Source organism: Paenibacillus sp. P4_A9 (assembly GCF_056402415.1).
On sequence record NZ_JBFUHL010000009.1, the window covers coordinates 14,973 to 40,320 of the forward strand.

Here is a 25,348-nt window from a genome sequence, read left to right on the forward strand (position 1 = left end):
ATTTTATGTATAAAGGTGTTGTTATTTTATTGACCAAGTGTTAATATATGATTCGTCCATTACATAGAACGGGGGAAAAATGATGAAAAAATTAATGATTTCTGTAGTAGCAGCAGCTTTAGTTTTGACAATGACAGGTTGCGGTTCTAAAGATAGCGGTGGCACGAAAGTTAAATTTGCAACAGATGCAGCCTATGCACCGATGGAATATATGGATAAAGACAAGGTAACTGGTTTCGATATCGACTTCCTTGCTGAAGTTATGAAAGAAGCAGGTCTTTCTTATTCGGTTACCAACACAGGTTGGGACACGATGTTGACAAGTGTTGAACAAGGGAAAGAGTACCAAGCAGGAGTTTCCAGCGTATCCATCACAGATGAGCGTAAACAAACGTATGATTTTTCAGCTCCGTACTTCGAGTCAACGAACATGATTCTAGTTAAAGAAGGCAGCCCGATCAAAAGTGCTGTAGATTTGAAAGATAAGAAAGTAGCGGTTCAAATCTCAACTACGGCGGATACGCTGATGACGAAAATCATGGGTAATGATAACAAATCCTTGAAACGTATGGATAATAATACGCTTGCACTTATGGAACTTGAGAGTAATGGTGTAGACGCGGTAGTTGCGGATATTGCTATTATTCGTGAGTATGTTAAAAATAATCCAAACAAAAAATTCGCTTCGATTGCAGATCCGAAAAATTTCGAATCCGAGTACTACGGCATTTTGCTTCCTAAAGGCAGCGACCTTAAAGCGAAGCTTGATCCAGCGATTAAGAAAGTAATCGAGAACGGCACATACGCGACAGTGTACAAAAAATGGTTTGGTCAAGAGCCAGATACGAAGAAATTGCTCGAACAAAAATAAAAAGTTCAAAAGCATGCGTGATTTAACCTTACGCATGCTTTTCTTCTGTGAGTAGAAGAATAATGGAGAAAGGAAGTGTGGAATGGATTTTCGTTTTGATATCATTCTTGATTATTTACCCTTACTGTTGAAAGGAACGCTTTGGACGATTGGCATTTCCATTCTCTCCATTTGTTTCGGTTCTGTTTTAGGGCTGGCAGTTGGTTTAGGCAAAATGTCACACCGCGGCTATTTGAGATGGCCAACTAGTATGTATGTTAACTTTTTCCGCGGCACACCGCTGCTGGTTCAAATATTGCTTGTCCACTTTGGTGTTGTACCCTTATTCATAGGCTCTACAAACCCAATCATTGCATCAATTGTGGCTTTGTCCTTGAATTCAGCGGGGTATATGGCTGAGATTTTCCGTGCAGGTATTCAATCCATTGATAAAGGCCAAACAGAAGCCGCGCATTCATTAGGCATGACACATTTCCAAACGATGAAATCCGTTATTTTACCGCAAGCGATTAAACGAATGATTCCGCCGTTCGGAAATGAATTCATCGTTCTGATCAAGGATTCCTCGCTATTTGCGATCATCGCTGCACCTGAACTTATGTATTGGTCCAATGCGATGCGCAGCCAATATTTCAAGGTGTGGGAGCCGTATTTAACAGCTGCACTTATTTATTTCATTCTAACCTACTCTCTAAGCAAGCTTCTTAGCTATATTGAAAGGAGAGTATAACGATGACTGCTTTAATTGAAGTAAAGAACCTAAAAAAAGCGTTTGGAGATAATGTTGTTCTACGTGACATTAGTACGGAAATTCAGCATCAAGAGGTGCTAGTTGTGATTGGACCTTCGGGTTCAGGGAAATCCACGTTCCTACGATGCTTGAACCTTCTGGAACAGCCAGATGGCGGAACGATCACCATTGATGGACGTAATCTCATGAATCCTGCAAATAAAATTAATGAGATCCGTATGGATTTGGGTATGGTATTCCAACGGTTTCACTTGTTTCCACATATGAAGGTTATTGATAATATTATGCTTGCACCCATCCAAGTTCGGAAATGGCCGGAGGATAAAGCACGGAAGAAAGCGCTGGAGCTATTAGCTAAGGTAGGGCTTGCTGATAAAGCAAACGCACTACCAGACTCATTATCTGGTGGTCAGGCGCAACGCGTTGCGATTGCCCGGGCACTTGCGATGGAGCCGAAGATCATGCTGTTCGACGAGCCAACCTCTGCGCTTGATCCCGAAATGGTCGGCGAAGTGCTTAACGTCATGAAGCAATTGGCCAAAGAAGGCATGACGATGGTTGTTGTTACCCATGAAATGGGCTTTGCGCGTGAAGTAGGCGATCGCGTCATGTTCATGGAACAGGGTGTCATTGTTGAGGAAGGCAAGCCGCATCAAATTTTTGAGGCACCGACCCAGGAACGTACCAAATCATTTTTGTCTAAAGTGCTATAGTATTCGATTAGGGAGTCGCATAAAGCGGCTTTTTTTTTTTCTACCACATAAGAATTTATAAGTTTCCTATACTAGGAAGTACAAATTCTTATTGGCGATAAAAACAACCTCTAAAACGCGGTCGCACATCCTCGAAGGACTTCGATAGAAGTTTTTCTCATTTTCTCAATAAAAAAATAAGATGGAAAAAATTCCAATATGCTATGATGGACAATAAGGTAACCAAACCATTCGATACGAAAGGTGACTTATGCCATCACAGCTCACGCATCTATTTAACCGATTTCAACTTCGTGTATTTTTTTATATACTCTTGGCGATCTCACTACCCTTGCTGCTTGCGCTTTATGTTGGCAATCAGCAATTCTCCTCCTACAGAGAGAAAGAGCTTATGCGTGCGATAGATCAACAACACGATCAAATCATCAAGGGACTACAACAGGAATTGCGTTTTGTAAAAGAAACGACACATCGACATGCTGAAGATTATGGCATCATTTCTTTTGCTAAACTCAAAGATTCTTCTTCACAAGCTGCCAAAGAACTGAGTACCTATACGAATAGCTTGCTATCTGAGCAAACATCCCAAAATCGTTACATTGAGCAGGTATGTGTATCGATCCGGGTTTCTAATAGAACGCTTTGTGCGCATAATGGGGAAGTGGATGGGGCGCTTGTTGCACGGGAGAGAAGCACGAACAAAAGCTTTGAGCCATTAGGTGAAGAGTCAAGTCGATTTAACGCCTACCTCATGACCTATTCGGAGTTGATGATTGACAAGTCTAGCATGCTGGAGCTTGGACGCGTTACGCTATGGTTGAACATGAATGAATTATGGAAGACGACATCCATGAAGAGTGGCAGTTCTCAATCTTATGTGCTTATGGACGCAGAGAAAAGGATTGTCTACCGTAACGGGGCCAACATCGGGGATTTGCAAGGCATGGGGCAGGACCAAGTCCGTATAGATAAAATGACAATTCGTTCCTCGAAGCAGGTAGAGATCATCGGAGAAACCCCGTGGATTTCGTATTATGAAGTTCCACTGCCTATGAACGGTGAAGCATTTCCACATTATCATTCCTGGCTGATTGCTTTAGTTGCTTTGGTAATCGCACTTAGCTTAGGCTGTCTCTTCCTTTACATCTCATCTGTGACGAAGCCGCTCTACGCCCTCAAAGCATTAATGAACCGCGCCGAGCGGGGGGATCTGAGAGCCTATTGGACTACTAAGAGTTCCGAAGAGTGGACACAAGTAGGGCAGAGCTATAATCAAATGTTGAACCGTTTGGAAGACCTCATTAAACAGGTGAAGCGGGAAGAATCCTTGAAGAAAGAAGCTGAAATGGAAGCGCTCCATTATCAGTTGAATCCGCATTTCCTCTATAACACATTGAATACGATAAAATGGGTTGCCAAAATACATAAGACACCTCAAATTTCAGAGGTCGTTAGTGCGTTAGTTCGTCTTTTGCAAGCTAGCTTAGGTAAAAAAGGGGACTTTATCACATTGCGTGATGAAATTGGTCTGACCCATGACTACATGGAAATTCAAAGGTTTCGTTATGGGGATCGCATTCAGATAGAAACGCGTGTGGATGAGATCACATTAGGCTGTTTAGTACCGAGGATGCTCCTGCAGCCGCTTGTGGAGAACGCGATTATTCATGGAATCGGGCCATCTAAGCGAGAGGGAACGATTACAATTCGGACATGGTTAGATCGAGACCTCTTATTTTGCCAGGTGGAAGACAATGGGATTGGGATGCAAGTCGAAGAAGGCAGTTCGGGCTGGAAAGCGATGCATGCAACGGGAGGAGTGCAAGCTGATCGCATGCTGAAGGAGCGAATGAGCGGCGTTGGAATTTCACATATTCGGGAGAAAATTAAGCTGATCTATGGGCCTGAGTTTAAAATGCATATTAGTAGTAAACCTGGCGAAGGAACCACGGTTAGGATGTTTCTTCCGATCCATCATGGAGAGGAGTGAAGTGAAGATGAATGTGCTTGTTGTGGATGATGAACCGATCATTCGGCAAGGATTGCGTGAGTTGGTGGATTGGGAACAGCATGGGTTTACTTACGCAGGTGATGCAGAGGATGGTATGGAGGCCTGCGAGCTTCTGGAAGCCTTGCATATCGACATCGTGATCACAGACCTCATTATGCCGCGCATGGATGGCTTAGCGTTAATTCGTAAGCTAAAAGAATGTTCAAGACCGATCAGCGCCGTCGTATTGAGCTGTATGGATGACTTCACCTATGTGAAAGAAGCGATGAAGCTAGGGGCCAAGGATTATATTCTTAAACCAACGATGGAGCCCGAGTCGTTAATCGACATCTTGCTTGGCGTGAAGAAAGATCTCGAAATCCAACGGAATGAGCGAATGGAACAGGGGATTAGGGAGCTTGAGCTGGCATCGACGCTGCAGATGCAGCTGTCGAATCGGCTGCAGGCTTATCTGCAGACAGGGGTTGATGAAGCTGCGCTGCAGGCAGAGCTATTCGGTGCTGAGCGCAGCGCGGGGAGCAGCGGCAGCGAAGGGAGTGACAACAGCAGCTTGGTCATCAGTCTGCTGCTGCACACCGGCGCAAGCGCTGCTGCCGCAGGCTGGCGCTGGACAGGCTGCCTCGCGGCGCTGCCGCTGGCCGCAGACAGCGTGCTGCTGCTCATCCCGGCAGCAGCAGACGGCGACGCCCTCGCTGCGGCCGCAGCGCTCGAGCGCGCAGCGCAGGTCCGGCTGGCGCATGCGCCGGACTGGTTCATTGGAGCCGGCAACGTCATTCGCCGGCTCCAAGACGTGCAGCCTGCTGCGGCGCTGCACGCGCAGCAACTGCATGAGCGATTCTACGGCGTGAGCCGGAATCGCCGGATTGTACTTGCGCCAGAGGCTGCAAGCAAGACAACCGCAGCGCTGCCGTATGACATACGCAGCGACCTGCTGCGCTGTATCGTACACGATAACAGCGAAGGGTACTTGCATCACACGGAGCTTCTGTGCGCCAGACTGAGGGAGCAGCGACCGAAGAAGGAAACGGTGTTGTCCTTTATCCAGGAGCTGCTTGCATTAGCTGCTGGATATGCGCGCGAACGCGGCTACACAGAGATTGAACGCTATGAAGAGCTGTTCGTTCATAACAAGGAGATGAGTAAATGCGCAACCTTTGAACAGGTAACGGAGCTTCTTCTTCAAGCGATGCGCATGCTCATGGACAACCCAGTAGCCCTAGGAAATGATAAGAAGCATCGCTCAAACAATACGTTTATCCGCAAGGTTCTGAGCTATATGCAGGAGAATTATGCCTCTCCCATCAGCACTTCGGACATGGCCGATCATGTGAGGCTTAGCCGCAGCTATTTAAGTGATTTATACAGTAAAGAAATGGGCGAGTCACTGAGTGAAACACTGACACGAATCCGCATGGAAGAAGCGAAACGCCGATTGCGAACGGGTGAAATGAAGGTATATGAAGTAGCAGATGCGGTAGGCTTTCCAGATGCCAAAACATTTGCAAAGACGTTCAAGCGCATTGTAGGCTGTTCGCCGAAAGAGTTCGAGAAGCCTAATTAGAAATTCCTGCCTTTTCATTGCGATGATCCGAGAAAACGAACAAACAGACACCTTTTCCAACAAAGGCAGTCTGTTTATTTATTATGTAAAGGTTTACATTTATAGAGAAGATACGAGATTAGCGTAAAGATGAGGTGTTAACTTTGACTATGCATGAGGTTCAGGTGCCCATGGTGCAAGCTATTGGTGTCACACGTATATTTGGGAAGGGACCAGGCGCGGTTCATGCGTTACGTGGAGCGAATCTTTCGATTCCCAGAGGCAGACTAGTAGCATTGCGCGGAAGGTCCGGTTCTGGTAAAACAACCTTGCTGAACATCATAGGAGCTTTGGACCATCCTACAGAAGGTGCTGTTTACCTAGATGGGATGGAGATCAGCACGCTCTCTGAATCCAAGCGAAATGAACTCAGACGGAAGCAAGTCGGACTTATTTTCCAATCGTTTGCCTTAGTGCCCTATATGTCCGCTTACGAAAATGTCGAGTTTGGTTTGCGCATATCGGGTATTCCTCCCAGTCAATATAAATCATTAGCAGAAGAGGCACTCCATTTCGTGGGCTTGAAGTCGAGAATGAAGCATCGACCTTATGAGCTTTCTGGCGGAGAACAGCAGCGAGTAGCGATAGCAAGGGCTATTGCTCACAAGCCTAAGCTTATTTTGGCAGATGAGCCTACGGCGGAGTTAGACAGTAGAATGGGTCTTCAGATCCTCAAATTATTCAAGGATTTGGTGCAAGAAGGGATGACCATTATTTTGACTACGCATGATCTGGCGATCATGGAAATTGTAGATGAAGTCTATGCATTGGAGGATGGTTCCATTGTCGATGAAGGTTAATAGAATCGCTTCGAGGTTTGTTCTTATCACCGGAGTGATATTCATACTTGCTGGCTGCTCCTTGCTGCCGAAAGAAGAAGAAGCGCTGAAGCCGCCTTTAGTTAAGCCAGTCAAAGAAAATTTTGAACTGTATGAAGTGAAAAAAGGCACCATTACGAGGAAGGTCAGTGCAATTGCGACGTTTAAGTCGAGTAAAACGACCAGCTATTATTTTAAGGAGTCGGGTCTCCGCTTAGCTGGATTACGTGTCAAATCAGGCGATATCGTGAAACAGGGTGATGTGCTGGTTGAGTTGGAGAAGGGCGATTTAGAAACGAGGATTGCGCTTCAACAATTAAATCTGGAGAAAGCTCAGATCGCTAGCTTACAAGCCAAGCAAACTTCCCCCGATCAAGAGCTAACGATTCGTCTAAAGGCCATTGATGTGGAAGCTGCGCAGCTGCAACTGGCAGCCCTTCAAACGCAATTGGCGAAAACGAGAATAACGGCAGATGCTGGTGGCGTCGTCACTTATGTGACGGATGCTCAGGAAGGAAAGATGGTAGATGCCTTCAGTACGTTGGTCGTCGTGTCAGACCCTACCAAGCTGCAACTCTTTTATGAATCATCAGATAGCAGTGCACTTTCGGGAATTGAAGTGGGCATGAATGTAGACGTGAAGTTTGGTACCAATGATAAGGTAGTACAAGGCAAAGTGCTGCAAACCCCTTCAAGCGCTCCTCCAACCGATAATAAGCCGCAAGCCGAACGAAATGCCAAGACTATTATCGTTGGGATTCCCGAGGGGACTGAAGGAGCCGTGATCGGTGCATCGGGTGACATGACGATCAATGTTGAGAAACGAGAAAATGTAATCGTCATACCGAGAACAGGTCTTCGGTCTTATCTAGGTCGAGATTATGTGCAAGTGCTGAATGGTGAAAGCCGCAAAGAAGTCGATGTTGAGAAAGGGCTTGTCACAGCTACGGAAGTGGAAATCCGAACGGGGCTTAAGGAAGGCCAGAATCTCATTTTAAATAATTAGGACGCTTTAGAGCTTATGCTTACGATGCTAGTTTTGCTAAAGTAAAACGCTTAGGAGGATTACAATGTCTTTATTTCTGATGATTCTCCGTAAAATGGCAAAGAACCGTTGGTTAGAGTTAAGTTTACTACTAGGGTTAATTATATCCGTTGCCCTTGCCAGCTCTATGCCGATTTATACGCATGCCATTTTGCAACGTATGTTGATCAAAGATTTGGAAGTTCAACAGACCCAAACACAGCAATATCCAGGACAAGTGTATAACCACGCCTACTTTGCCAAATCCAAAGACGGAGATAAACGATTAACGGAAACGGATGCTTTAGTGACCGAGCAGGTTAAGCGCTTTGGTTTGCCTATTCTCCTATCTACGATAACCCGAAGTACACAGACTTTTGATCTTACACCTAGCGATCCTAGTAAAGTAGATCCACTAGTAAGACGGTATGGCGAATTAGCTGCCATGACGGATTTGGAAAAGCATATTCGTCTCGTAGATGGCGTTATGCCTTCCAGCAAGAGCGTGGACGGTGTATATGAGGCGTGGGTATTTCCAGAGTTGTTGACGAAGCAGAAAATCGTACTTGGCAATGAATTAACCATCGTGAGCAACGATTTGAAGAACAGCATTCGAATTAAGCCTGTAGCGGTGATTGATCGCGCAGATTTTGCTGATATGTACTGGACGACCAATAAGATGAATGATACGAGTTCAAGATTTTTCATTCCATATGCCTTATTTGATCAAGATTTTACGAAGAACGGCAATTTTAAGGATATGTTCTCTTATTGGAATCATGCTTTGGATTATCATCAATTGAAGTTAGAGGGCATAGATAACTACATCGCGACATACAAAGAACTGGAAACTTATTTTCGAAATTTAGAAACCTTTACATCTAGTAATCCAACGATAACCACCTTACAATCCTATGGGGAGAAAGAGAAGAAGCTCCGTATTCTGCTTTGGTCATTGAATGTGCCCGTATGTATATTACTGGCTTTCTATTTATTCATGGTCGCTAATTTGATTACGGAACGGCAGAAAACAGAAATTGCCGTATTGCGAAGCCGAGGAGCAAGTCGAGCTCAGATTTTGATTGGGTATGTGATCGAAGGCATTCTACTTGGTGGAGTTGCCCTGCTAATCGGTCCTTTTGTAGGGCTTCAATTAACGAAGGTTTTGGGTGCTTCGAATGGTTTTCTGACGATCGTCCAGCGTGCTGCAATGGAAGTGAAGCTGAATGAAGAGGCCTATCAATATGGTTTGATCGCTGTAATCGCATCGGTTTGCATGACGCTCATCCCCGCTGTACTGGCTACACGTGTGAGCATTGTTGGTCATAAACAGACACTTGCGAGGAAGAATAAGCTTTCTTTTGTTCATAAAATATATCTGGATATGATCTTATTAGCCGTATCCATGTATTTATTGCAAAGCTTTAAGCGACGGATGGATGATCTGGTAGCGCTAGGATTAGATTCTATGGACATGAAGGTTGATCCACTGTTATTTGTCGTGCCTGCCTTTTTCATATTCGCGATGGGTCTTTTCCTTCTGAGGATCTATCCATGGGTCATTCAACTGATCTATACGGTCGGTCGCAAATGGTGGCCAGCCTATTTATACTCAACGCTGCTGCAAGTGGGAAGATCAACCACACAATATCAATTCATCATGTTATTTATTATTATGACACTGGCAACAGGCATTTTTAGCGCGAGCGCAGCCAGAACGATGAATAAGAATGTGGAAGAGAAAATCCATTATAAGAATGGGTCCGATATTGTTCTGCAAACGGCATGGGATAACGACGCGCCTCCTCCAGAGACTGGGCCGCCAGGCCCCTCAAGTGAAGCGAAACCGCAAGGAAGTGAGGGCGGGGGTAAGAAACGTGTCCAATATGTAGAGCCGCCGTTCATGCCTTTCACGCAATTAACAGGCGTAGAAGCAGCGGCACGCGTATTTCAAAAGAAGGACGCCTATCTCGGTCTTGACAAAGATTCGAAAAAAATAACGCTTATGGGAATTGATACCGATGATTTTGGTCGAACAGCCTGGTTCCGTGACCATTTGCTAGATCATCATTTCTATGACTATTTGAACCTGTTGGCTACGGATTCCAAAGCCGTGTTGATTTCTAGGTCCATTGCCGAGGAAACCGGGGCTGAAGTGGGGGATGTTGTTCGTATCGGATGGAATGATGTTGAGGGAGCTACAGCGGTCATCTACGGCATTATCGATTATTGGCCTAGCTGGAATCCGAATCCGATATTGACGGCCTCTACAAGCTCGGTGAGCAAAACAGATGCGCCAAAGCAAAGTAAAGTGGACGCACCGAAACTAGTCATTGGACATCTTTCTTATATCCAAAATAATTTAGCTGTGGAGCCGTATGATGTGTGGTTAAAGCTAAAGCCGGGGATGACGAGTCAAGCCTTATATGAAGCGCTGGATCAAAAGCACATGAAGGTATCTCGTTTAGTTGATACGAATATGATGGTGATTGGGTCTAAGAATGACCCATTCCAACTGGCAGTGAATGGCGTCATGACGCTTGGATTCTTGATTGCGATTGGTATTAGCTTTATTGGATTTCTTCTATACTGGCTACTTTCGTTGTATGGGCAGATTCTACAATTTGGCGTGCTTCGTGCGATGGGAATTTCCTATAGGCAATTGATCGGAATGCTAGTCGCCGAGCAGCTTCTTACTTCAGGCGCAGCTGTACTAATTGGTATGATTACGGGGAATACAGCTAGCCGGTTGTTCGTTCCTCTTTTCCAATTAACATTCGATTCATCAAGCCAAGTGCCGCCTTTCCAAGTCAGCTTTGATCCGAGAGATCAACTGCATTTATATATCATCGTTACGATCATGATCGGGATGGGGCTCCTATTGCTCGGCACGATGCTCTCCAGAATTAAGATTCATCAAGCCGTAAAGCTTGGGGAGGATTAGCATGATTCATTGTGAAAATTTAGTTAAAATTTATAAAGCGGCAGATCTTGAAGTGGTCGCCTTGCAGGGTCTTGACCTTCATATTCAAGAGGGTGAGCTCATGGCCATTATCGGTAATAGCGGCAGTGGGAAATCGACGCTGCTCAATATGCTGGGCGGACTGGATCGACCTTCGGCAGGGAATCTGACGGTGGATGGGAAGGATTTATTGAAGTTTAAGGAATCCGATTTGGTCAAATATAAGCGAGAAACCGTAGGCTTTGTCTGGCAAAATAATGCCCGCAACCTGATTCCCTATTTGACGGCATTGGAAAATGTGGAATTGCCCATTCTGCTGCAGGGACGACGTAAAAGGTATCGTGCTATGGATTTATTGGATGCTGTAGGATTGAGTCATCGGAGAAATAACAAGCTCAATGAGCTTTCCGGCGGGGAGCAGCAGCGTGTCGCCATTGCAATTGCGCTCGCTAATCAGCCTAGGCTCCTGCTGGCGGATGAACCGACAGGATCCGTCGATACGAAGATGGCGAATCAGATCCTAGATCTGTTTCGTGAGTTGAATCGTAACTTCGGGCTGACTGTCGTAATCGTAACGCACGATCCGCTTCTGGCGAAGAAGGTAGACCGTGTGGTTGCAATTCGTGACGGCAAAACCTCCTCCGAAATCCTGCGACGCAAATCTTATCAAGAAGAATTGCTGGAGCTGGAGCAGGGGATCATTTCTTCGGAAGAGGATTCACATGTTGAGTATGCTGTCGTTGACAAGGCAGGCAGGTTGCAAATTCCAGCTAACTATCTTGAATCCATAGGAGCTGCTGGTACGAATAAAGTTCGCGTAGAGATGGAGAATGGACGCATTATTCTTCTACCGCAGGACAAAGTATAAGGAAATCCCCCGCCCGTAATCGAAGCCATATACGATTATGGGCTTTTTCCTTTTCTGAAAACTTGAAACGTTACCCCGTTCCGCATAAAATATGAGAAGGCTGCTGCGATTTAGGAGCTCAACCTAAAACGCAGTCTTTTCTTTGGACTTTTGTAAATAATAGGAGAGTTGAAACTTTTCCTGATCATACGCTGTCTAATTTATAGTTCGCTGAAACAACTTCTAGGAGGCATGACGACAAAAAATGAAAGATAAAATGAAAGTATCTATTTCCATACTTTTAGCGTTATTCATCTTTGCAGGTTGCGGCAATAAAAGTGAAGTGACGCCTAGTAGTTCGCCTACGCCAACAGTGGCAGCAACACCAACAGCGACGGTTTCATCAAGTGCAGAAGCGACTCCTACTACACCGGTGACCCCTTCGGCTACGGTTACACCTAAGCCTTCTGCTAAACCACCAGCTTCTCCAGCGGCAAGCAGTGCTCCGCCTAAGAATGGTGAGATGCAAGTAATTGCTAGGCCAGAGAGTATTACCGTTCTTGTTAATAAGCAAAATATGCTGCCATCGAGCTATGAGCCGAAGGATCTTGTTTATCCGAACATTGCATTTACGTTTTCTGAAAAAAATGATAAGCGTAAAATGCGGCAAGTTGCAGCCACTGCCATTGAGAAGCTTTTCGCTGGAGCGGCAAAGGATGGCATCCCTTTAGCAGGTGTTTCTGCGTATCGCTCGTATGCAACCCAGAAAGCCCTTTTTGACAGCTATGTGAAACAAGATGGCCTAGAAAAGGCGAAAACGTACAGCGCGGTTCCCGGAACAAGTGAGCATGAAACGGGGCTTGCCATTGACGTGTCGGGCAGTAACGGCAAATGTGCGGCAGCGGATTGCTTTGGCGGGACGAAAGAAGCGATTTGGTTAGAGAAGCATGCAGCTGAGTACGGTTTTATTATCCGCTACCCACAAGGAAAAACCGCTATAACGGGCTATCAATATGAGCCGTGGCATTTGCGATATGTAGGAACAGACATTGCGAACGAAATCCAATCGAAGAATTTGACAATGGAAGAATATTATCATACGGTTCCAGTCTCGAAGTAATCCTATGAAAATAACCCCGCTAGGACCAATCGTCCAAGTGGGGTTATTTTTGTTGGTTTACCGACCGCGTTGGTAAGGTGCTGGTGGAGCGAGTATACTGTTCCTGTTGGAATTATCAAATTTAAGCGGTTCATTAAAAATACTTGACGTTTTAATCATTCTATCCTAAAGTTCGATTAAGATGATATTCGAATGGATGTCGTAATTTTGCACCTTCATCTGTCGTCAATTCGAAATTTATCCGCCTTCAACCCCATGATACAATGAAGCCAAGTCACTTATTTGGAGGTCATTTAGGATGAAAGTAGCAATGTTAAGTTTCTGGCACGTACATGCAAAGGATTATGCAAAACAGGTAAACGAACATCCTGAAACTGAAATTGTCGCGGTTTGGGACGAGATTGTGGAAAGAGGTCAGCAAGAAGCTGAAATACGCGGTGTGGCTTTCTACGCTAGTCTCGAAGAGCTATTAGCAAATCCTGAAATAGAAGCAGTCGTTGTGGATACACCAACAAATCTTCACCGAGATGTGATCATCGCTGCCGCGCAGGCAGGTAAACATATTTTCACAGAGAAAGTCATTGCTCCTACGCTTCGCGAAGTGAATGAGATCCTCGCAGCTGTGGAGGAAGCAGGTGTAACCTTAACGGTCTCGTTACCGCGTTTAAATTCACCATCTACTTTAGCAATCCAAGAAATTGTTCAGAAAGAGCTGTTGGGTCAAATTACGCTTGTTCGCACGCGACTCTCTCATAATGGCGGAATTTCTACCAATGCGAATCCAAATGGTTGGTTGCCGCAGCATTTCTACAATGCCGAGCAATGTGGTGGCGGAGCTCTCATTGATCTTGGCTGTCATCCCATGTACCTCAATCGTCTATTCTTAGGTTTACCTGTTGCTGTAAGCGCTTCTTATGGCTATGTGACGGGTAGAGAAGTTGAAGATAATGCCGTATCGTTACTCCAATATGAGAATGGTGCATTGGGTATTGTTGAAGCGGGCTTTGTGAATGCTTTCTCACCTTTTGTCATTGAAGTTCATGGCACAGCAGGCAGTGTATTGTACTCCGAGCAAGATGGACGTGTTATGCTGCGTACGAACAAGCTAGAAGAAGCGACGGGACAATGGGTGGCTTATGAGTCAATTCCAGAGGCTAAGCCGACTGCTTTTGATCAATGGGTATCACATATTCAAAATGGCACCAAAGCCACTGAAAATATCGCACTGGCTGTGGACTTAACGAAGCTTATGGAAGCTTCCAATCTGTCAGTTGCAAGCAAAAGCCAAGTCCGCTTGGATTCCTTGGTTAACTAATGCTTACAAGCTGGAAAGGAAGCGGTGATCACCGATATGAGTCAACCCTTTTACTTCGAACCTATGCTCGAAAATCCGATGGCTTTAGATCGCCTGGAATTAAGCTTCCGCTGGGGGGCTTACGGACTTCGGGTATTGCGTTGTCACCTGACTTCCTTTCCAGCAGGAGCTATCGTTGATTATCATCAGCATTCCGAGTACGAAATTCACTATATCCCCTGCGGCAAAGGGAGAGTCATTCTGGATGGGATTACACATCCACTCCATGAAGGACTGCTCTATGTCACAGCCCCCGGCGTCATCCATCGGCAAGAAGCGGATGAGCTTGAAGCCATGGGGGAGCTGTGTCTCCATGTGGATATTGTAAAGCTTACTCAGAAGGAGGAAGCAGGTTCTTCTATGACCACTCCTGGTTGGGGTGAGGAATGGGAGATCGCGGAAGCGGAAGCCTGCATCGGACAGATAGGTGAGCTGCCCCACATTCCGGCCGTAGATCGCCATGAGGCGATGAAATGCTTCCTCGTTGCTTATGAAGCTTGGCGGAACAATCAGCTGGGTCAATATACGATTATTAAACAGTCCATCGTTCAGATGCTGCTAAGGACAGTAAGTGCCTATAGACCGGACCAGCAGGGAGTTAACCTGCCTGCCCGTGATATGAAAAGCTATCGCTACCAGATGGCTATTCAGTTCATAGCCGATAATTTTCACCGTCCCCTTACGTTAGAGGGAGTAGCTGATCGGGTGCAAATTAGTTCGCGGCAGCTCCAACGTATTTTCAAAGAGAAGGCGAATGTGTCGTTTAGCGAGTATTTGGAACAAGTGCGTCTCAAATTCGTTTGCAGTGAGCTGCACCAAACGACGCTTACTTTAGAAAAGATTGCGGAGCGCAGCGGGTTCACATCCAGCAACTATTTGCACTATGTGTTCAAAAAGGCGCACGGAACGACCCCCAATGCCTATCGTGAAAATAAGCTGCCCCTGCAAGCTAGCGTCATCTAGAACCCAGAACAGCTCAAACGTAGATTCACTACGTTTGAGCTGTTTTTTCCATACTTGCCCACTTCAACCCCAACCCCAACCCCAACCCCAACCCCAACCCCAACCCCAACCCCAACCTCATTAACTGGAAAAAATCCATCTATTTTGAGCGAAAAACGAGCTAGAAGTCGAATAAATGGAAAAACTCCAGTTATTTTCAGGCTAATTCCGCAATTGAAGCAGAACGCCGAAATTTAACTGGAGTTTTTCCATCTAAACACATATATTGGCTAAAATTAGAGGAATTAACTGGATATTTTCCGGTTAATTGGAAATCTAGACAGCTTTAGCATCGAGTATTAAGATCTATTCGAAAAGCTTACGCAGATTTTCCCCGTATGGCGCTTGAACGATACCTTTTTCCGTGATAATCGCAGTGACGTACTCATTCGGCGTCACATCGAACGCAGGATTGAACACTTTCACGCCAGCTGGCGCTGTGCGTTTGCCAAAGCCTTGCGTGATCTCGTCTTCATGGCGTTCCTCGATCGGAATATCGCCGCCAGTCGGCGTGTTCAAGTCGATGGTGGACAACGGACTTGCCACATAGAACGGGATGCCATGCGCCTTCGCCAGCACAGCTACGCTGTACGTGCCGATTTTGTTGGCTACATCGCCGTTAGCAGCAACACGGTCCGTTCCCACGATGACCGCTTGAATCCAGCCCTTCGCCATGACCGCACCGGCCATGTTGTCACAGATCAGCGTGACGTCTACGCCGGCCTGCTGCAGTTCAAAAGCCGTTAGCCGCGCGCCTTGCAGCACAGGCCGTGTTTCATCGGCGAACACTTTGATGTTCAGCCCTTGTTCCTTCGCCAAGTAGAACGGCGCTAGCGCCGTGCCATACTTGGCGGTTGCCAAACCGCCGGCGTTGCAGTGCGTCAGCACGCCGAACCCATCCTCGAACAGCGTGAGCGCATGTTCGCCAATACGGCGGTTGGTGTCTTCGTCCTCCGCCTGAATAACTTGCGCTTCTGTCAGAAGCGCAGCCTTGAAGGCATCCGGGCTCACGCCCTCGGCTGCCAAAGCACCTGCTCTCGCACGCATGCGATCGAGCGCCCAGAACAAGTTCACTGCTGTCGGACGTGATGTCGCCAGGTAGTCTGCTTGCTTCTGGACTTCGGCCAGAAGCTCCCCCCCAGCAGCATCCACGCCGCGGATTCCGAGGTACACCCCATACGCGGCGGCGATCCCAATCGCAGGTGCGCCGCGAACTTTTAAGTGCCGAATCGCTTCCCACACCTCAATCGGTGTCTCCAGCGGCAAGTACACAATCTCCTCCGGCAGGAGTCGTTGATCCAGTAAATCAAGCTGCTGGCCATTCCAGCGCATGGATTGCAAAGCCCCTTGCTCTTGGTTTTCATCTTTTACGTTGTTCGTCCCTTGGTTTTCATCTTTTACGTTGTTCGTCGTCATAGTACATAACCTCTCTCTGCTGCTCGTGTTGCGATTGCAATTAGCTCATCAATCGAGGTAACCTGACGGTTCGCACGAATGCTGGCTGTGCCGATCGTTAAAGCCATACGCTGAGCGCGTTCTCTCGCTGCAGCATCTTCAATTTTATCAATATCAGCAACATGGGCGAGTCCGATTACGCGTCGTACCATTTTGGCACCTGCGAATCCAACCGTATCACGCAACAAGTTAGACATGAAATAATCTTGATAACCCGGAGCCGTAAATACACGATCTACCCCATGTTCGTTCCAAAGCGTACGGAAATTTTGTTCGAAATGTGTCCATACATCCTTAACGGTTTCAGTTAAATAAGCACGGTAAGCGGAACGGCTTTCTTCGTCCTTGCTCCAACCTTCTTGTGCAGCGAAGTTGAGAAGCAAGTTGGCTAATACAGCGCCAATATCGAAGCCCATCGGTCCATAGTAGGCGAATTCAGGGTCAATGACCTTGGTCGAATCAGGTTTGATGAAAATACTGCCCGTATGCAAGTCACCATGAAGAAGGGCTTGCGCTTGTGTAAGGAACTTGTTGCGCAGAATCGCAACTTCGAAGTGAAGTTCTTTGTCTGCCCATAGCTGTTCGGCTGCATCACGGATAGGTGCTTCAAAATTGTTCGTTTCCGCATCACGATATGGATCATCGAAGATCAAATCCTCGGTAATTTTGCAAAGCTCAGGATTGATGAAGCGTCCCAGCTGGATTTTCTTCTCTTGTTGATTTTTGCCTAAGTCCGAAGTGAAGAATAATGTATTAGCAAGAAAACGCCCAATATGTTCGGCGAAAAGCGGGTATTGATTGCCCTCGATTAACCCTCTGCGCATAATGACATGATCGCTCAGATCTTCCATTACCGTTAGGGCTAGATCAGCATCATAAGCATAGACATGCGGAACGAGATCTGGATTTAAGGTTTCTTCAATCATCAAAGCTTCACTCTCGATACGCGCGCGGTCAAGCGTCAACGGCCAAGATTCCCCAACCACTTTGGCATAAGGAAGAGCTTGCTTCAAAATAATACTTTTTCCTGTAGCAGCTTCGGTTATACGAAATACGAGGTTTAAATTCCCATCTCCGATTTCCTGGCTGGCTAGATCAGCACCTGCTTGAAATAATTGCGGAATACGGCGTGCGTATTCGATGGCTTGCGCTTCTGTTAATGGATGATAAGTGGACATGAACGGCCTCCTATAAGTTTTCGTCAGAAAACTGACTTCGTAAGCGTAATCTTAAGTGATTGGAATTAATTCCAACTAGTTTACTGAGTATTAATATTCTTTACCTAGTATAAGACAAATTGATTCCGCATGAAATACACTTTTCATAAATGTCGGTTATTTTACATAAAATCCGCGGAATTAACGTAAATTAGCGTGTACAAGCACGATTTTACAGGCAAAATGAAGGAGGATTTTGATGACGAGCGCAACCTTAGTTTCAACTCAATCTATCCAAGTCGTTCTTAATAAGCAAATTGCTAATTGGAACTTACTATTCGTCAAGCTCCATAATTTCCATTGGTATGTCAAAGGGAATCAATTTTTCACGCTCCACGTGAAATTCGAGGAGTTATACAATGAGGCTGCACTTCATGTAGATGAGTTGGCTGAACGATTGCTGGCCATTGGCGGTCAACCTGCTGCAACGATGAAAGCGTATTTAGAGATTTCTTCTTTAAAAGAAGCCTCCGGCACAGAGACGGCCACGAAAATGGTCGAAGCGATTATCGAGGACTTCACCGTTCTTACGCAGGAGTTGAAGGCTGGCATGCAGATTTGTGAGGAAGCAAGTGACGATACGACGTCGGATATGCTTTTAGCGATCCAAACTTCATTGGAAAAGCATCGGTGGATGCTGCAATCATTTTTGGGGTAAATGAGAAATTTACACAATCTTCAACTCGCTAGAACATACCCATAATGAAAACAAGATATCCTTGAGACAAGATGGTTTCGAAGGATGAGGATGTGGGATAATGAAATTCCTGAATGTCATTACTGCCGTAGCAATAGGTACAGTTTTCCTATGGATTGCTGCTCAGGCAGATACGCCTGACACGACCCGCGAGCCGAACCCAATGAAAGTGAATCAAGAACAGTTTGCCCGAATAGAGCAAGCTAATTACGCTGAATTAGTGAAATAAGAAGAAGGAATGGCCGAATTATTGCGCCGTTCCTTTTTATTTTTCCTGAAATATGTCAATTTTCATTTGTTTTGCTTAGAAAGTTTATTTATAATAGATGGATTAATGAGGAGAACGAGGAGTTGGCGTAAATGGGGCAGGGGATGGCTTTAAAAGAATGGGCATCTGCGGTCAAAGCATTAGAGGCAGGTTCTCAAATTTTTATTATGCGCAAGGGAGGTATTGTCGAAGAAACAAGAGATTTTCAAGTGGAATCGAATGATTTCTTTCTCTATCCAACGTATGAGCACCAGAGAAAAGAACTTCTGAAAGAGCAATATCGCGGGGTTATCGATGAAACTTTGGTTAATTGGAGCGTTGAAGATACACATGTGACGATCAGCTCCTTTGCCCRAATGGTTGAAGATATTGAAGTGAGCGATCAGGATAAGCTCAATCAGTTATTTCCTTTCCATATTTGGACAGAAAATTTCACAGAAGAGCGTTTGAAGTGGAAACGTAAAAACCCGCTGCATATAATGATTTTAAGGGTATATACGCTCAATCAACCGGTTCAAATTGAGATCGAACAGGCCTATATTGGCTGCAAATCATGGATCCAGCTTGGGGTTTCAGTTCCGGAAGAATCCGCGATGACCCCTGTGTTGAATGAGGAAGAATTTACCGCCCAAGTTGCTGAAATAAAACGTACTTTGGCGTAAAAATTACGTAGTATTTCACAAAACGCTCTCCTTTTTCACGCAATTGCCCTTTCTTGATTTGTGACAGTAAGTTATAATAGAATTATTCTAATGAGAATCAGTGATTATCACTGCATGTGATTGTCATCAATCTAGTACACTCAAACATTATGGAGGCTTAAAGAAAATGGCAAATTCATCAACATTTACAATAGAGGGTCTGAAAGCGACCATCGAAGGAAAGGAAATTTTGAAAGGCGTTAGCCTAGAAATCAAAGGCGGAGAAATTCACGCGATCATGGGGCCGAACGGTACTGGTAAAAGTACATTGGCATCCGCGCTAATGGGTCACCCGAAATATGAAGTAACAGAGGGGTCTGTTACATTAGATGGCGAAGATGTTCTTGAGATGGCTGTTGACGAAAGAGCACGCGCTGGTTTGTTCTTGGCTATGCAGTACCCGAGCGAAATCACTGGCGTAACGAATGCTGACTTCTTGCGCAGTGCAATGAATGTTCGCCGCGGTGAAGGCAATGAAATTTCTTTGATCAAATTCATTCGTCAAATGGAAGCAAAAATGAAGCAACTGGAAATGAACCCTGAGTTCATGCACCGTTACTTGAACGAAGGCTTCTCCGGCGGAGAGAAGAAGCGTAATGAGATTCTTCAAATGCTTTTGCTTGAGCCTAAATTCGTTATCCTTGATGAAATTGACTCTGGTCTAGATATCGATGCATTGCGTATCGTTGCTGAAGGTGTTAATGCTATGCGCAGCGAAGAGCGTGGATTCTTGATCATTACGCATTACCAACGTTTGTTGAACTACGTTAAGCCTGATTTTGTACATGTTATGATGCAAGGTCGTATCGTGAAGTCCGGTGGTCCTGAGCTCGCAGAGCGTTTGGAAGCGGAAGGTTACGACTGGGTCAAAGAAGAACTCGGCATCGTTGATGAAACGGTTGGTCAAGATGCAGAAGAATTCAAACTTCCAATGAACACGCCAGGACCGAAGTACTAGGAGATGAGAGACTTTGATCTTAGGGTCAAAGATACTTATAAATGGAGGAAATCATGAGCACTAAAACAACACTTTCCATCGATTCTAACGCTGTTATCGAGCTCTCCCGCAGCAAGCAAGAGCCGGAGTGGATGACAGCCCTTCGTACAGAAGGGTTAGCGTTAGCTAGTTCGTTGGAATTACCTATACTAGAGAAAACAAGAATCGACCGTTGGAGCATTTCTGCTTACGGTTCCTATAAAGAGCAAGCAACTTTGAGTTCACTTGATGCATTGCCTGAAGTGACCAAAGGATTAACAAATTCCGAGAATCTGATTGTGCAACGTAACTCCGGTATCGTGTACAACCAAGTGTCTGAGGATTTGAAAAAGCAAGGCGTGATTTTCACTGATCTTGAAACAGCGATTCGTGAGCATGGCGATTTAGTTAAGCCTTACTTCATGCAAGCTGTTCAAGCAAATGAAAATCAGTTGACTGCTTTGCATGCAGCGTTATGGAATGGCGGTATCTTCATCTACGTTCCGAAAAATGTTGTTGTTGACATCCCTCTTCAAGCACTGTTTGTAGCAGACGATGCAGAAGCAACATTTGCACCGCATGTTCTGATTGTTGCTGAGCAATTCAGTTCCGTAACGTACGTAGATAACTTCGTATCCTCCGTTGGAGACGCAGCCCTTGTACAGAACGGAATCGTTGAAGTGTTTGCAAAACCAGGATCCCGTGTAAGCTATTCGTCCATTCACAGCTTGGAAGCCTCTGTAACAGATCTGACTTACCGCCGTGCAATCCTTGAAAATGATTCAAGAATCGGATGGGTTGTAGGTGAGTTGAACTATGGGAATTCGATGTCCGATACGACATCCATTCTCAAAGGTAAAGGGTCTGACTCCGATGCGAAAGTGATCTGTGTTGGTACGAATGATCAGAAACTAAACTTGACGACACGCGCCGTACATTGGGGCAAAGCGTCAACTAGCGATATGATTACACGTGCAGTAATGCGTGATAGCTCTACAGCGATCATCAATGGGATCACGAAGATTGAAAAAGGCGCACAAGGCTGTAATGGTCAACAGACAGAGAAAGTCTTGATGCTTAGCCCGAAAGCTCGTGGAGACGCGAACCCGATTCTTCTAATTGACGAAGATGACGTGAAAGCAGGTCATGCTGCGAGTGTTGGGCAAGTGAACGCAGAACAAGTACATTACCTGATGTCTCGTGGTATTACCAAAGAAGAAGCACAACGTTTAATCATTTATGGATTCTTGGCTCCGGTCGTATCCGTAATTCCAGTTAAAAGCGTTGAAGAACAGCTGCAACGCTTAGTAGAAAGGAAGCTAGGACAATGATATCTGCCGAGATACGTGAACTTTTTCCCATTCTGAAGCAAGAAGTGAACGGTCATCCTCTGGTTTACTTGGATAGTGCTGCTACTTCCCAGAAGCCTATTCAGGTGATTGAGGCACTGAAGCATTACTACGAGTGGGATAATGCGAACGTTCATCGCGGGGTTCATACCCTAGGTTCCCGAGCTACAGATGCGTATGAAGGAGCTAGAGCCAAAGTGGCTAAGTTCATCGGCGCAGCCAGCGAGCAGGAAATTATTTTCACAAGAGGCACGACAACTGCTATCAATATCGTGGCAGCCAGCCTTGCCCAGTCGGAACTTCGTGAGGGCGATGAAATCGTCCTTACACCGATGGAGCATCACAGCAACCTGATTCCTTGGCAGCAAGCTGCTAAAAAGTCAGGCGCCACGTTAAAATATATTCCGTTGCAACCTGACGGATCCATTTCTCTTGCTGATGTCGAAAACACGATTACAGATCGAACGAAAATTGTTTCGATTGTGTATGTGTCCAATGTGCTAGGTGTTATTAATCCAGTCAAGGAAATTGCAGCCATTGCCCATAAGCATGGTGCCAAAATCATGGTCGATGGTGCGCAAAGCACCCCGCATATGAAAGTGGATGTGCAAGATTTGGATTGTGACTTTTATGCCCTATCCGGGCATAAGATGTGTGGTCCTACCGGAATCGGGGCATTGTATGGCAAGAAGTCTTTGTTAAATAACATGGAACCCGTAGAATTTGGCGGCGAAATGATCGATCATGTCGATCTTTACGAGTCAACTTGGAAGGAACTTCCGTGGAAATTCGAAGGCGGAACGCCTATGATTGCAGGAGCAGTTGGGCTTGGTGCGGCAATCGACTTCTTAACTGAAGTCGGAATGGATAATATATATAAACATGATATTCAGCTTACGAATTATGCCTTGGATCGTATGATGCAGATCGAAGATCTAGCTGTTTACGGGCCAACAACGAATCGTGCAGGTCTTGTTACATTTAATCTTGGGGATGTTCATCCTCATGACGTGGCAACCGTACTGGATTCCATGGGCATTGCCGTTCGTGCCGGTCACCATTGCTGCCAACCGCTGATGAGATGGCTAGAAGTGAGCAGCACAGCTCGTGCAAGCTTTTATCTATATAATACGGAAGATGATGTAGACCGTCTTGTGATGGCCTTACAGAAAACAAAGGAGTACTTCGGCGATGCAATTGGATGATTTATACCGTAGAGTAATTATGGATCACTATAAAACACCGCGCAACCGTGGGAAGTTTGAGTCCGGCGAGTCTGTTACGATTGATCTCAACAACCCAACCTGTGGTGATAAAATTTCACTTCAGATGCAAGTTGAAGAGGGCATCGTGAAGATGGCGAAATTCACAGGCGAGGGCTGTTCGATTAGTTTATCCTCTGCATCCATGATGACGGACGCAGTCAAAGGCAAAACAATCGAAGAAGCACTGAAGATAGCTGATGATTTCTCTGGCTTGATGAAGGGCGAATCTGTCGAATTCGAATATGAAGACATTGAAGCTCTATCTGGCGTGAACAAATTCCCAGCGAGGATCAAATGTGCAACTCTAGCGTGGAACGCTCTTCGCAAAGGGATTGAACAAACTCATAAGACCGATAACTAACGCATTTTGCGATGGAATAGGTAACCATAGGTAAGAAAGATAATGTTAAGGAGGAATCAACCATGGCTAAACAAATGCCAGATTTAGAGGATTATAAATATGGTTTTAGAGATGAGCACAAATCCATTTTCCAATCAGGTAAAGGTTTGACTCGTGAGATCGTTGAAGAAATCTCTAGAATTAAAAACGAACCAGAATGGATGCTGGAATTCCGTCTGAAATCACTTGAGCAATTCTTCAAAATGCCAATGCCGCGCTGGGGCGGAAACATGGATGACTTGGATTTCAATGATATCCAGTACTATGTTCGTCCATCCGAGAAGCAAGGTAAAACATGGGAAGAAGTTCCTACGGAAATTAAAGAAACATTCGACAAGCTTGGTATTCCTGAAGCAGAGCAAAAGTTCCTAGCTGGTGTATCTGCACAGTATGAATCCGAGGTCGTTTACCACAGCATGCAAAAAGAGCTTGAAGATCAAGGTGTTATCTTCACCGACACGGATACAGCTCTTCGCGAACACCCGGAGTTGTTCAGAAAGTATTTCGGAACGATCATTCCTCCTACGGATAACAAATTTGCTGCTCTAAACAGCGCAGTATGGTCCGGTGGATCCTTCATTTACGTACCAAAAGGTGTGAAATGTGAAGTGCCTTTGCAGGCTTACTTCCGTATTAACTCCGAGAACATGGGTCAATTTGAACGTACTTTGATTATTACGGACGAAGAAAGCTTGGTGCATTACGTTGAGGGCTGTACAGCTCCTATCTACAGCACAAACTCCCTTCATAGCGCAGTAGTAGAAATCGTATGTTTGAAAAACTCCCGTGCTCGTTATACAACGATCCAAAACTGGGCACCTAACATCTACAACCTCGTTACCAAACGTGCGGTTGCAGAAGAAGGAGCAACGATGGAGTGGGTTGATGGTAACATCGGTTCCAAGCTTACGATGAAGTACCCAGCTGTTGTTCTTAAAGGCCGCGGCGCTAAAGGGATGGTTCTTTCCATCGCTGTAGCGGGCAAAGGTCAGCATCAAGATGCGGGCGCGAAAATGACGCATCTGGCACCAGATACAACATCGACGATTGTTTCTAAATCGATTTCCAAGCATGGCGGTAAAGTAACATACCGTGGTTTGGCTTCCTTCGGGCGTAATTCCCAAGGTTCCAAAGCTAACATCAAATGCGATACGTTAATCTTGGATAACGAGTCGACATCAGATACAATTCCTTACAATGAAATCTTGAACGATAACATTACGCTAGAGCATGAAGCGACAGTATCCAAGGTATCTGAGGATCAATTGTTCTACCTCATGAGCCGTGGACTTACGGAAGCAGAAGCTACGCAAATGATCGTTATGGGCTTCATTGAGCCATTCACCAAAGAACTTCCAATGGAATATGCCGTGGAAATGAACCGTCTCATCAAGTTTGAGATGGAAGGGTCCATCGGTTAATCTCCTGACAATAAAAAAAGCGTTCCAGAGATAATTCTCTGGGACGCTTTTTTTGTATGTTAACCGTTAATACGCTTACGATTCTGTGTCGCTGCCGATTGGAGAGCAACATAGAGCGATTGGATATTGAACTTTTTCTTAAACTCAAAGCGATAAGCCGCGGTAGAGATGTTGTTCGCTTTGTAATAAGGTGAGGTTATGTAATGGATGATTAACTCGCTGTCATCAAAGCCTGTACCGCCAGATTCCATCGAGACTTCATAGATCGAGTCTAGATCAATGGTCGAAACCTTGGTTTTTTTGCCAGTAACACCCTGGTGATCAATCAGGATAATACGCTCGTCAGTGATAACGAAAGAATCTCTTACTAGCTTGAAGCCTGTAGAAATGGTTTCATTTGGCATAAGATACACACCGTACTGCTTCGAAAGCTCCTCAACAGAAACCTCCGATAAATTTCCTAATATTCCACTGAAAATACCCAATACCATCACTCCTTCTTGAACAAATATATGTATGTATTCCA

General features: G+C 45.4%; 23 protein-coding genes. 20 read left to right on the top strand and 3 right to left on the bottom strand.

Annotated features, from left to right (window positions below):
• Nucleotides 1–79: 79 nt before the first annotated feature.
• The 12 genes from AC1DVJ_RS09325 (at nucleotide 80) to AC1DVJ_RS09380 (ending at nucleotide 15,034) form a co-directional block, all read left to right on the top strand.
• Nucleotides 80–871, top strand: a complete 792-nt coding sequence (locus AC1DVJ_RS09325; RefSeq protein WP_477590142.1) for a basic amino acid ABC transporter substrate-binding protein — start codon at nucleotides 80–82, stop codon at nucleotides 869–871.
• Between the two features lie 82 nt (nucleotides 872–953).
• On the top strand, nucleotides 954–1,601 hold the full coding sequence (locus AC1DVJ_RS09330) for an amino acid ABC transporter permease (RefSeq protein WP_477590143.1): 648 nt from the start codon (nucleotides 954–956) through the stop codon (nucleotides 1,599–1,601).
• Nucleotides 1,602–1,603: 2 nt separating this feature from the next.
• On the top strand, nucleotides 1,604–2,335 hold the full coding sequence (locus tag AC1DVJ_RS09335) for an amino acid ABC transporter ATP-binding protein (protein ID WP_477590145.1): 732 nt from the start codon (nucleotides 1,604–1,606) through the stop codon (nucleotides 2,333–2,335).
• A 250-nt stretch (nucleotides 2,336–2,585) separates the two neighbouring features.
• Nucleotides 2,586–4,325, top strand: coding sequence for a sensor histidine kinase (locus AC1DVJ_RS09340; RefSeq protein WP_477590147.1), 1,740 nt, complete (start codon nucleotides 2,586–2,588; stop codon nucleotides 4,323–4,325).
• A gap of 7 nt (nucleotides 4,326–4,332) precedes the next feature.
• On the top strand, nucleotides 4,333–5,907 hold the full coding sequence (locus AC1DVJ_RS09345) for a response regulator (protein WP_477590149.1): 1,575 nt from the start codon (nucleotides 4,333–4,335) through the stop codon (nucleotides 5,905–5,907).
• 149 nt (nucleotides 5,908–6,056) lie between these two features.
• On the top strand, nucleotides 6,057–6,746 hold the full coding sequence (locus AC1DVJ_RS09350; RefSeq protein WP_477590315.1) for an ABC transporter ATP-binding protein: 690 nt from the start codon (nucleotides 6,057–6,059) through the stop codon (nucleotides 6,744–6,746).
• Nucleotides 6,736–7,770 carry an efflux RND transporter periplasmic adaptor subunit gene (locus tag AC1DVJ_RS09355; RefSeq protein WP_477590317.1) on the top strand — a complete coding sequence of 345 codons (1,035 nt, stop codon included), beginning with the start codon at nucleotides 6,736–6,738 and terminating at the stop codon, nucleotides 7,768–7,770. The genes AC1DVJ_RS09350 and AC1DVJ_RS09355 overlap by 11 nt, the downstream gene beginning before the upstream one ends.
• 64 nt (nucleotides 7,771–7,834) lie before the next feature.
• Nucleotides 7,835–10,732 (top strand): ABC transporter permease, encoded by a 2,898-nt coding sequence (locus AC1DVJ_RS09360; RefSeq protein WP_477590150.1) that lies wholly within the window; start codon nucleotides 7,835–7,837, stop codon nucleotides 10,730–10,732.
• Between the two features lies 1 nt (nucleotide 10,733).
• Nucleotides 10,734–11,618: an ABC transporter ATP-binding protein gene (locus AC1DVJ_RS09365; RefSeq protein ID WP_477590152.1), complete on the top strand. Its 885-nt coding sequence runs from the start codon at nucleotides 10,734–10,736 to the stop codon at nucleotides 11,616–11,618.
• Between the two features lie 244 nt (nucleotides 11,619–11,862).
• Entirely contained in the window at nucleotides 11,863–12,717 is an 855-nt protein-coding gene (locus AC1DVJ_RS09370; protein ID WP_477590153.1) for a M15 family metallopeptidase, read from the top strand.
• Nucleotides 12,718–13,015: 298 nt separating this feature from the next.
• Entirely contained in the window at nucleotides 13,016–14,032 is a 1,017-nt protein-coding gene (locus AC1DVJ_RS09375) for a Gfo/Idh/MocA family protein (RefSeq protein ID WP_477590154.1), read from the top strand.
• A 36-nt stretch (nucleotides 14,033–14,068) separates the two neighbouring features.
• Nucleotides 14,069–15,034 carry a cupin domain-containing protein gene (locus AC1DVJ_RS09380; protein WP_477590156.1) on the top strand — a complete coding sequence of 322 codons (966 nt, stop codon included), beginning with the start codon at nucleotides 14,069–14,071 and terminating at the stop codon, nucleotides 15,032–15,034.
• Nucleotides 15,035–15,379: 345 nt separating this feature from the next.
• Here AC1DVJ_RS09380 and mtnA read toward each other — a convergent pair whose 3' ends face one another.
• Nucleotides 15,380–16,489, bottom strand: a complete 1,110-nt coding sequence (gene mtnA / locus AC1DVJ_RS09385) for an S-methyl-5-thioribose-1-phosphate isomerase (protein ID WP_477590157.1) — start codon at nucleotides 16,487–16,489, stop codon at nucleotides 15,380–15,382.
• Complete coding sequence (gene mtnK / locus AC1DVJ_RS09390; RefSeq protein WP_477590159.1) at nucleotides 16,486–17,706, bottom strand: S-methyl-5-thioribose kinase; 1,221 nt, start codon at nucleotides 17,704–17,706, stop codon at nucleotides 16,486–16,488. Before mtnK ends, mtnA begins: the two co-directional genes overlap by 4 nt.
• A gap of 238 nt (nucleotides 17,707–17,944) precedes the next feature.
• Here mtnK and AC1DVJ_RS09395 point away from each other — a divergent pair, with 238 nt between their 5' ends.
• From AC1DVJ_RS09395 to sufB, 8 genes are all read left to right on the top strand, one after another.
• Nucleotides 17,945–18,403 carry a Dps family protein gene (locus tag AC1DVJ_RS09395; protein ID WP_477590160.1) on the top strand — a complete coding sequence of 153 codons (459 nt, stop codon included), beginning with the start codon at nucleotides 17,945–17,947 and terminating at the stop codon, nucleotides 18,401–18,403.
• A 100-nt stretch (nucleotides 18,404–18,503) separates the two neighbouring features.
• Nucleotides 18,504–18,671, top strand: a complete 168-nt coding sequence (locus AC1DVJ_RS09400) for a hypothetical protein (protein ID WP_477590162.1) — start codon at nucleotides 18,504–18,506, stop codon at nucleotides 18,669–18,671.
• Between the two features lie 131 nt (nucleotides 18,672–18,802).
• Nucleotides 18,803–19,372, top strand: coding sequence for a DUF1802 family protein (locus tag AC1DVJ_RS09405; protein ID WP_477590164.1), 570 nt, complete (start codon nucleotides 18,803–18,805; stop codon nucleotides 19,370–19,372).
• A gap of 166 nt (nucleotides 19,373–19,538) precedes the next feature.
• Nucleotides 19,539–20,369, top strand: coding sequence for a Fe-S cluster assembly ATPase SufC (sufC, locus tag AC1DVJ_RS09410; RefSeq protein ID WP_477590165.1), 831 nt, complete (start codon nucleotides 19,539–19,541; stop codon nucleotides 20,367–20,369).
• A gap of 53 nt (nucleotides 20,370–20,422) precedes the next feature.
• Nucleotides 20,423–21,718, top strand: a complete 1,296-nt coding sequence (gene sufD / locus AC1DVJ_RS09415) for a Fe-S cluster assembly protein SufD (RefSeq protein WP_477590166.1) — start codon at nucleotides 20,423–20,425, stop codon at nucleotides 21,716–21,718.
• Complete coding sequence (locus AC1DVJ_RS09420; protein WP_477590167.1) at nucleotides 21,715–22,941, top strand: cysteine desulfurase; 1,227 nt, start codon at nucleotides 21,715–21,717, stop codon at nucleotides 22,939–22,941. Before sufD ends, AC1DVJ_RS09420 begins: the two co-directional genes overlap by 4 nt.
• A complete protein-coding gene (sufU, locus tag AC1DVJ_RS09425; protein ID WP_477590169.1) occupies nucleotides 22,928–23,362 on the top strand; it encodes a Fe-S cluster assembly sulfur transfer protein SufU in 435 nt (144 codons plus the stop codon). Before AC1DVJ_RS09420 ends, sufU begins: the two co-directional genes overlap by 14 nt.
• Before the next feature lie 62 nt (nucleotides 23,363–23,424).
• Nucleotides 23,425–24,822, top strand: coding sequence for a Fe-S cluster assembly protein SufB (gene sufB / locus AC1DVJ_RS09430; RefSeq protein WP_477590170.1), 1,398 nt, complete (start codon nucleotides 23,425–23,427; stop codon nucleotides 24,820–24,822).
• 59 nt (nucleotides 24,823–24,881) lie between these two features.
• Here the strand turns inward: sufB and AC1DVJ_RS09435 are convergent, their stop codons facing one another.
• Complete coding sequence (locus AC1DVJ_RS09435; protein WP_477590171.1) at nucleotides 24,882–25,307, bottom strand: PH domain-containing protein; 426 nt, start codon at nucleotides 25,305–25,307, stop codon at nucleotides 24,882–24,884.
• Nucleotides 25,308–25,348: the final 41 nt, after the last annotated feature.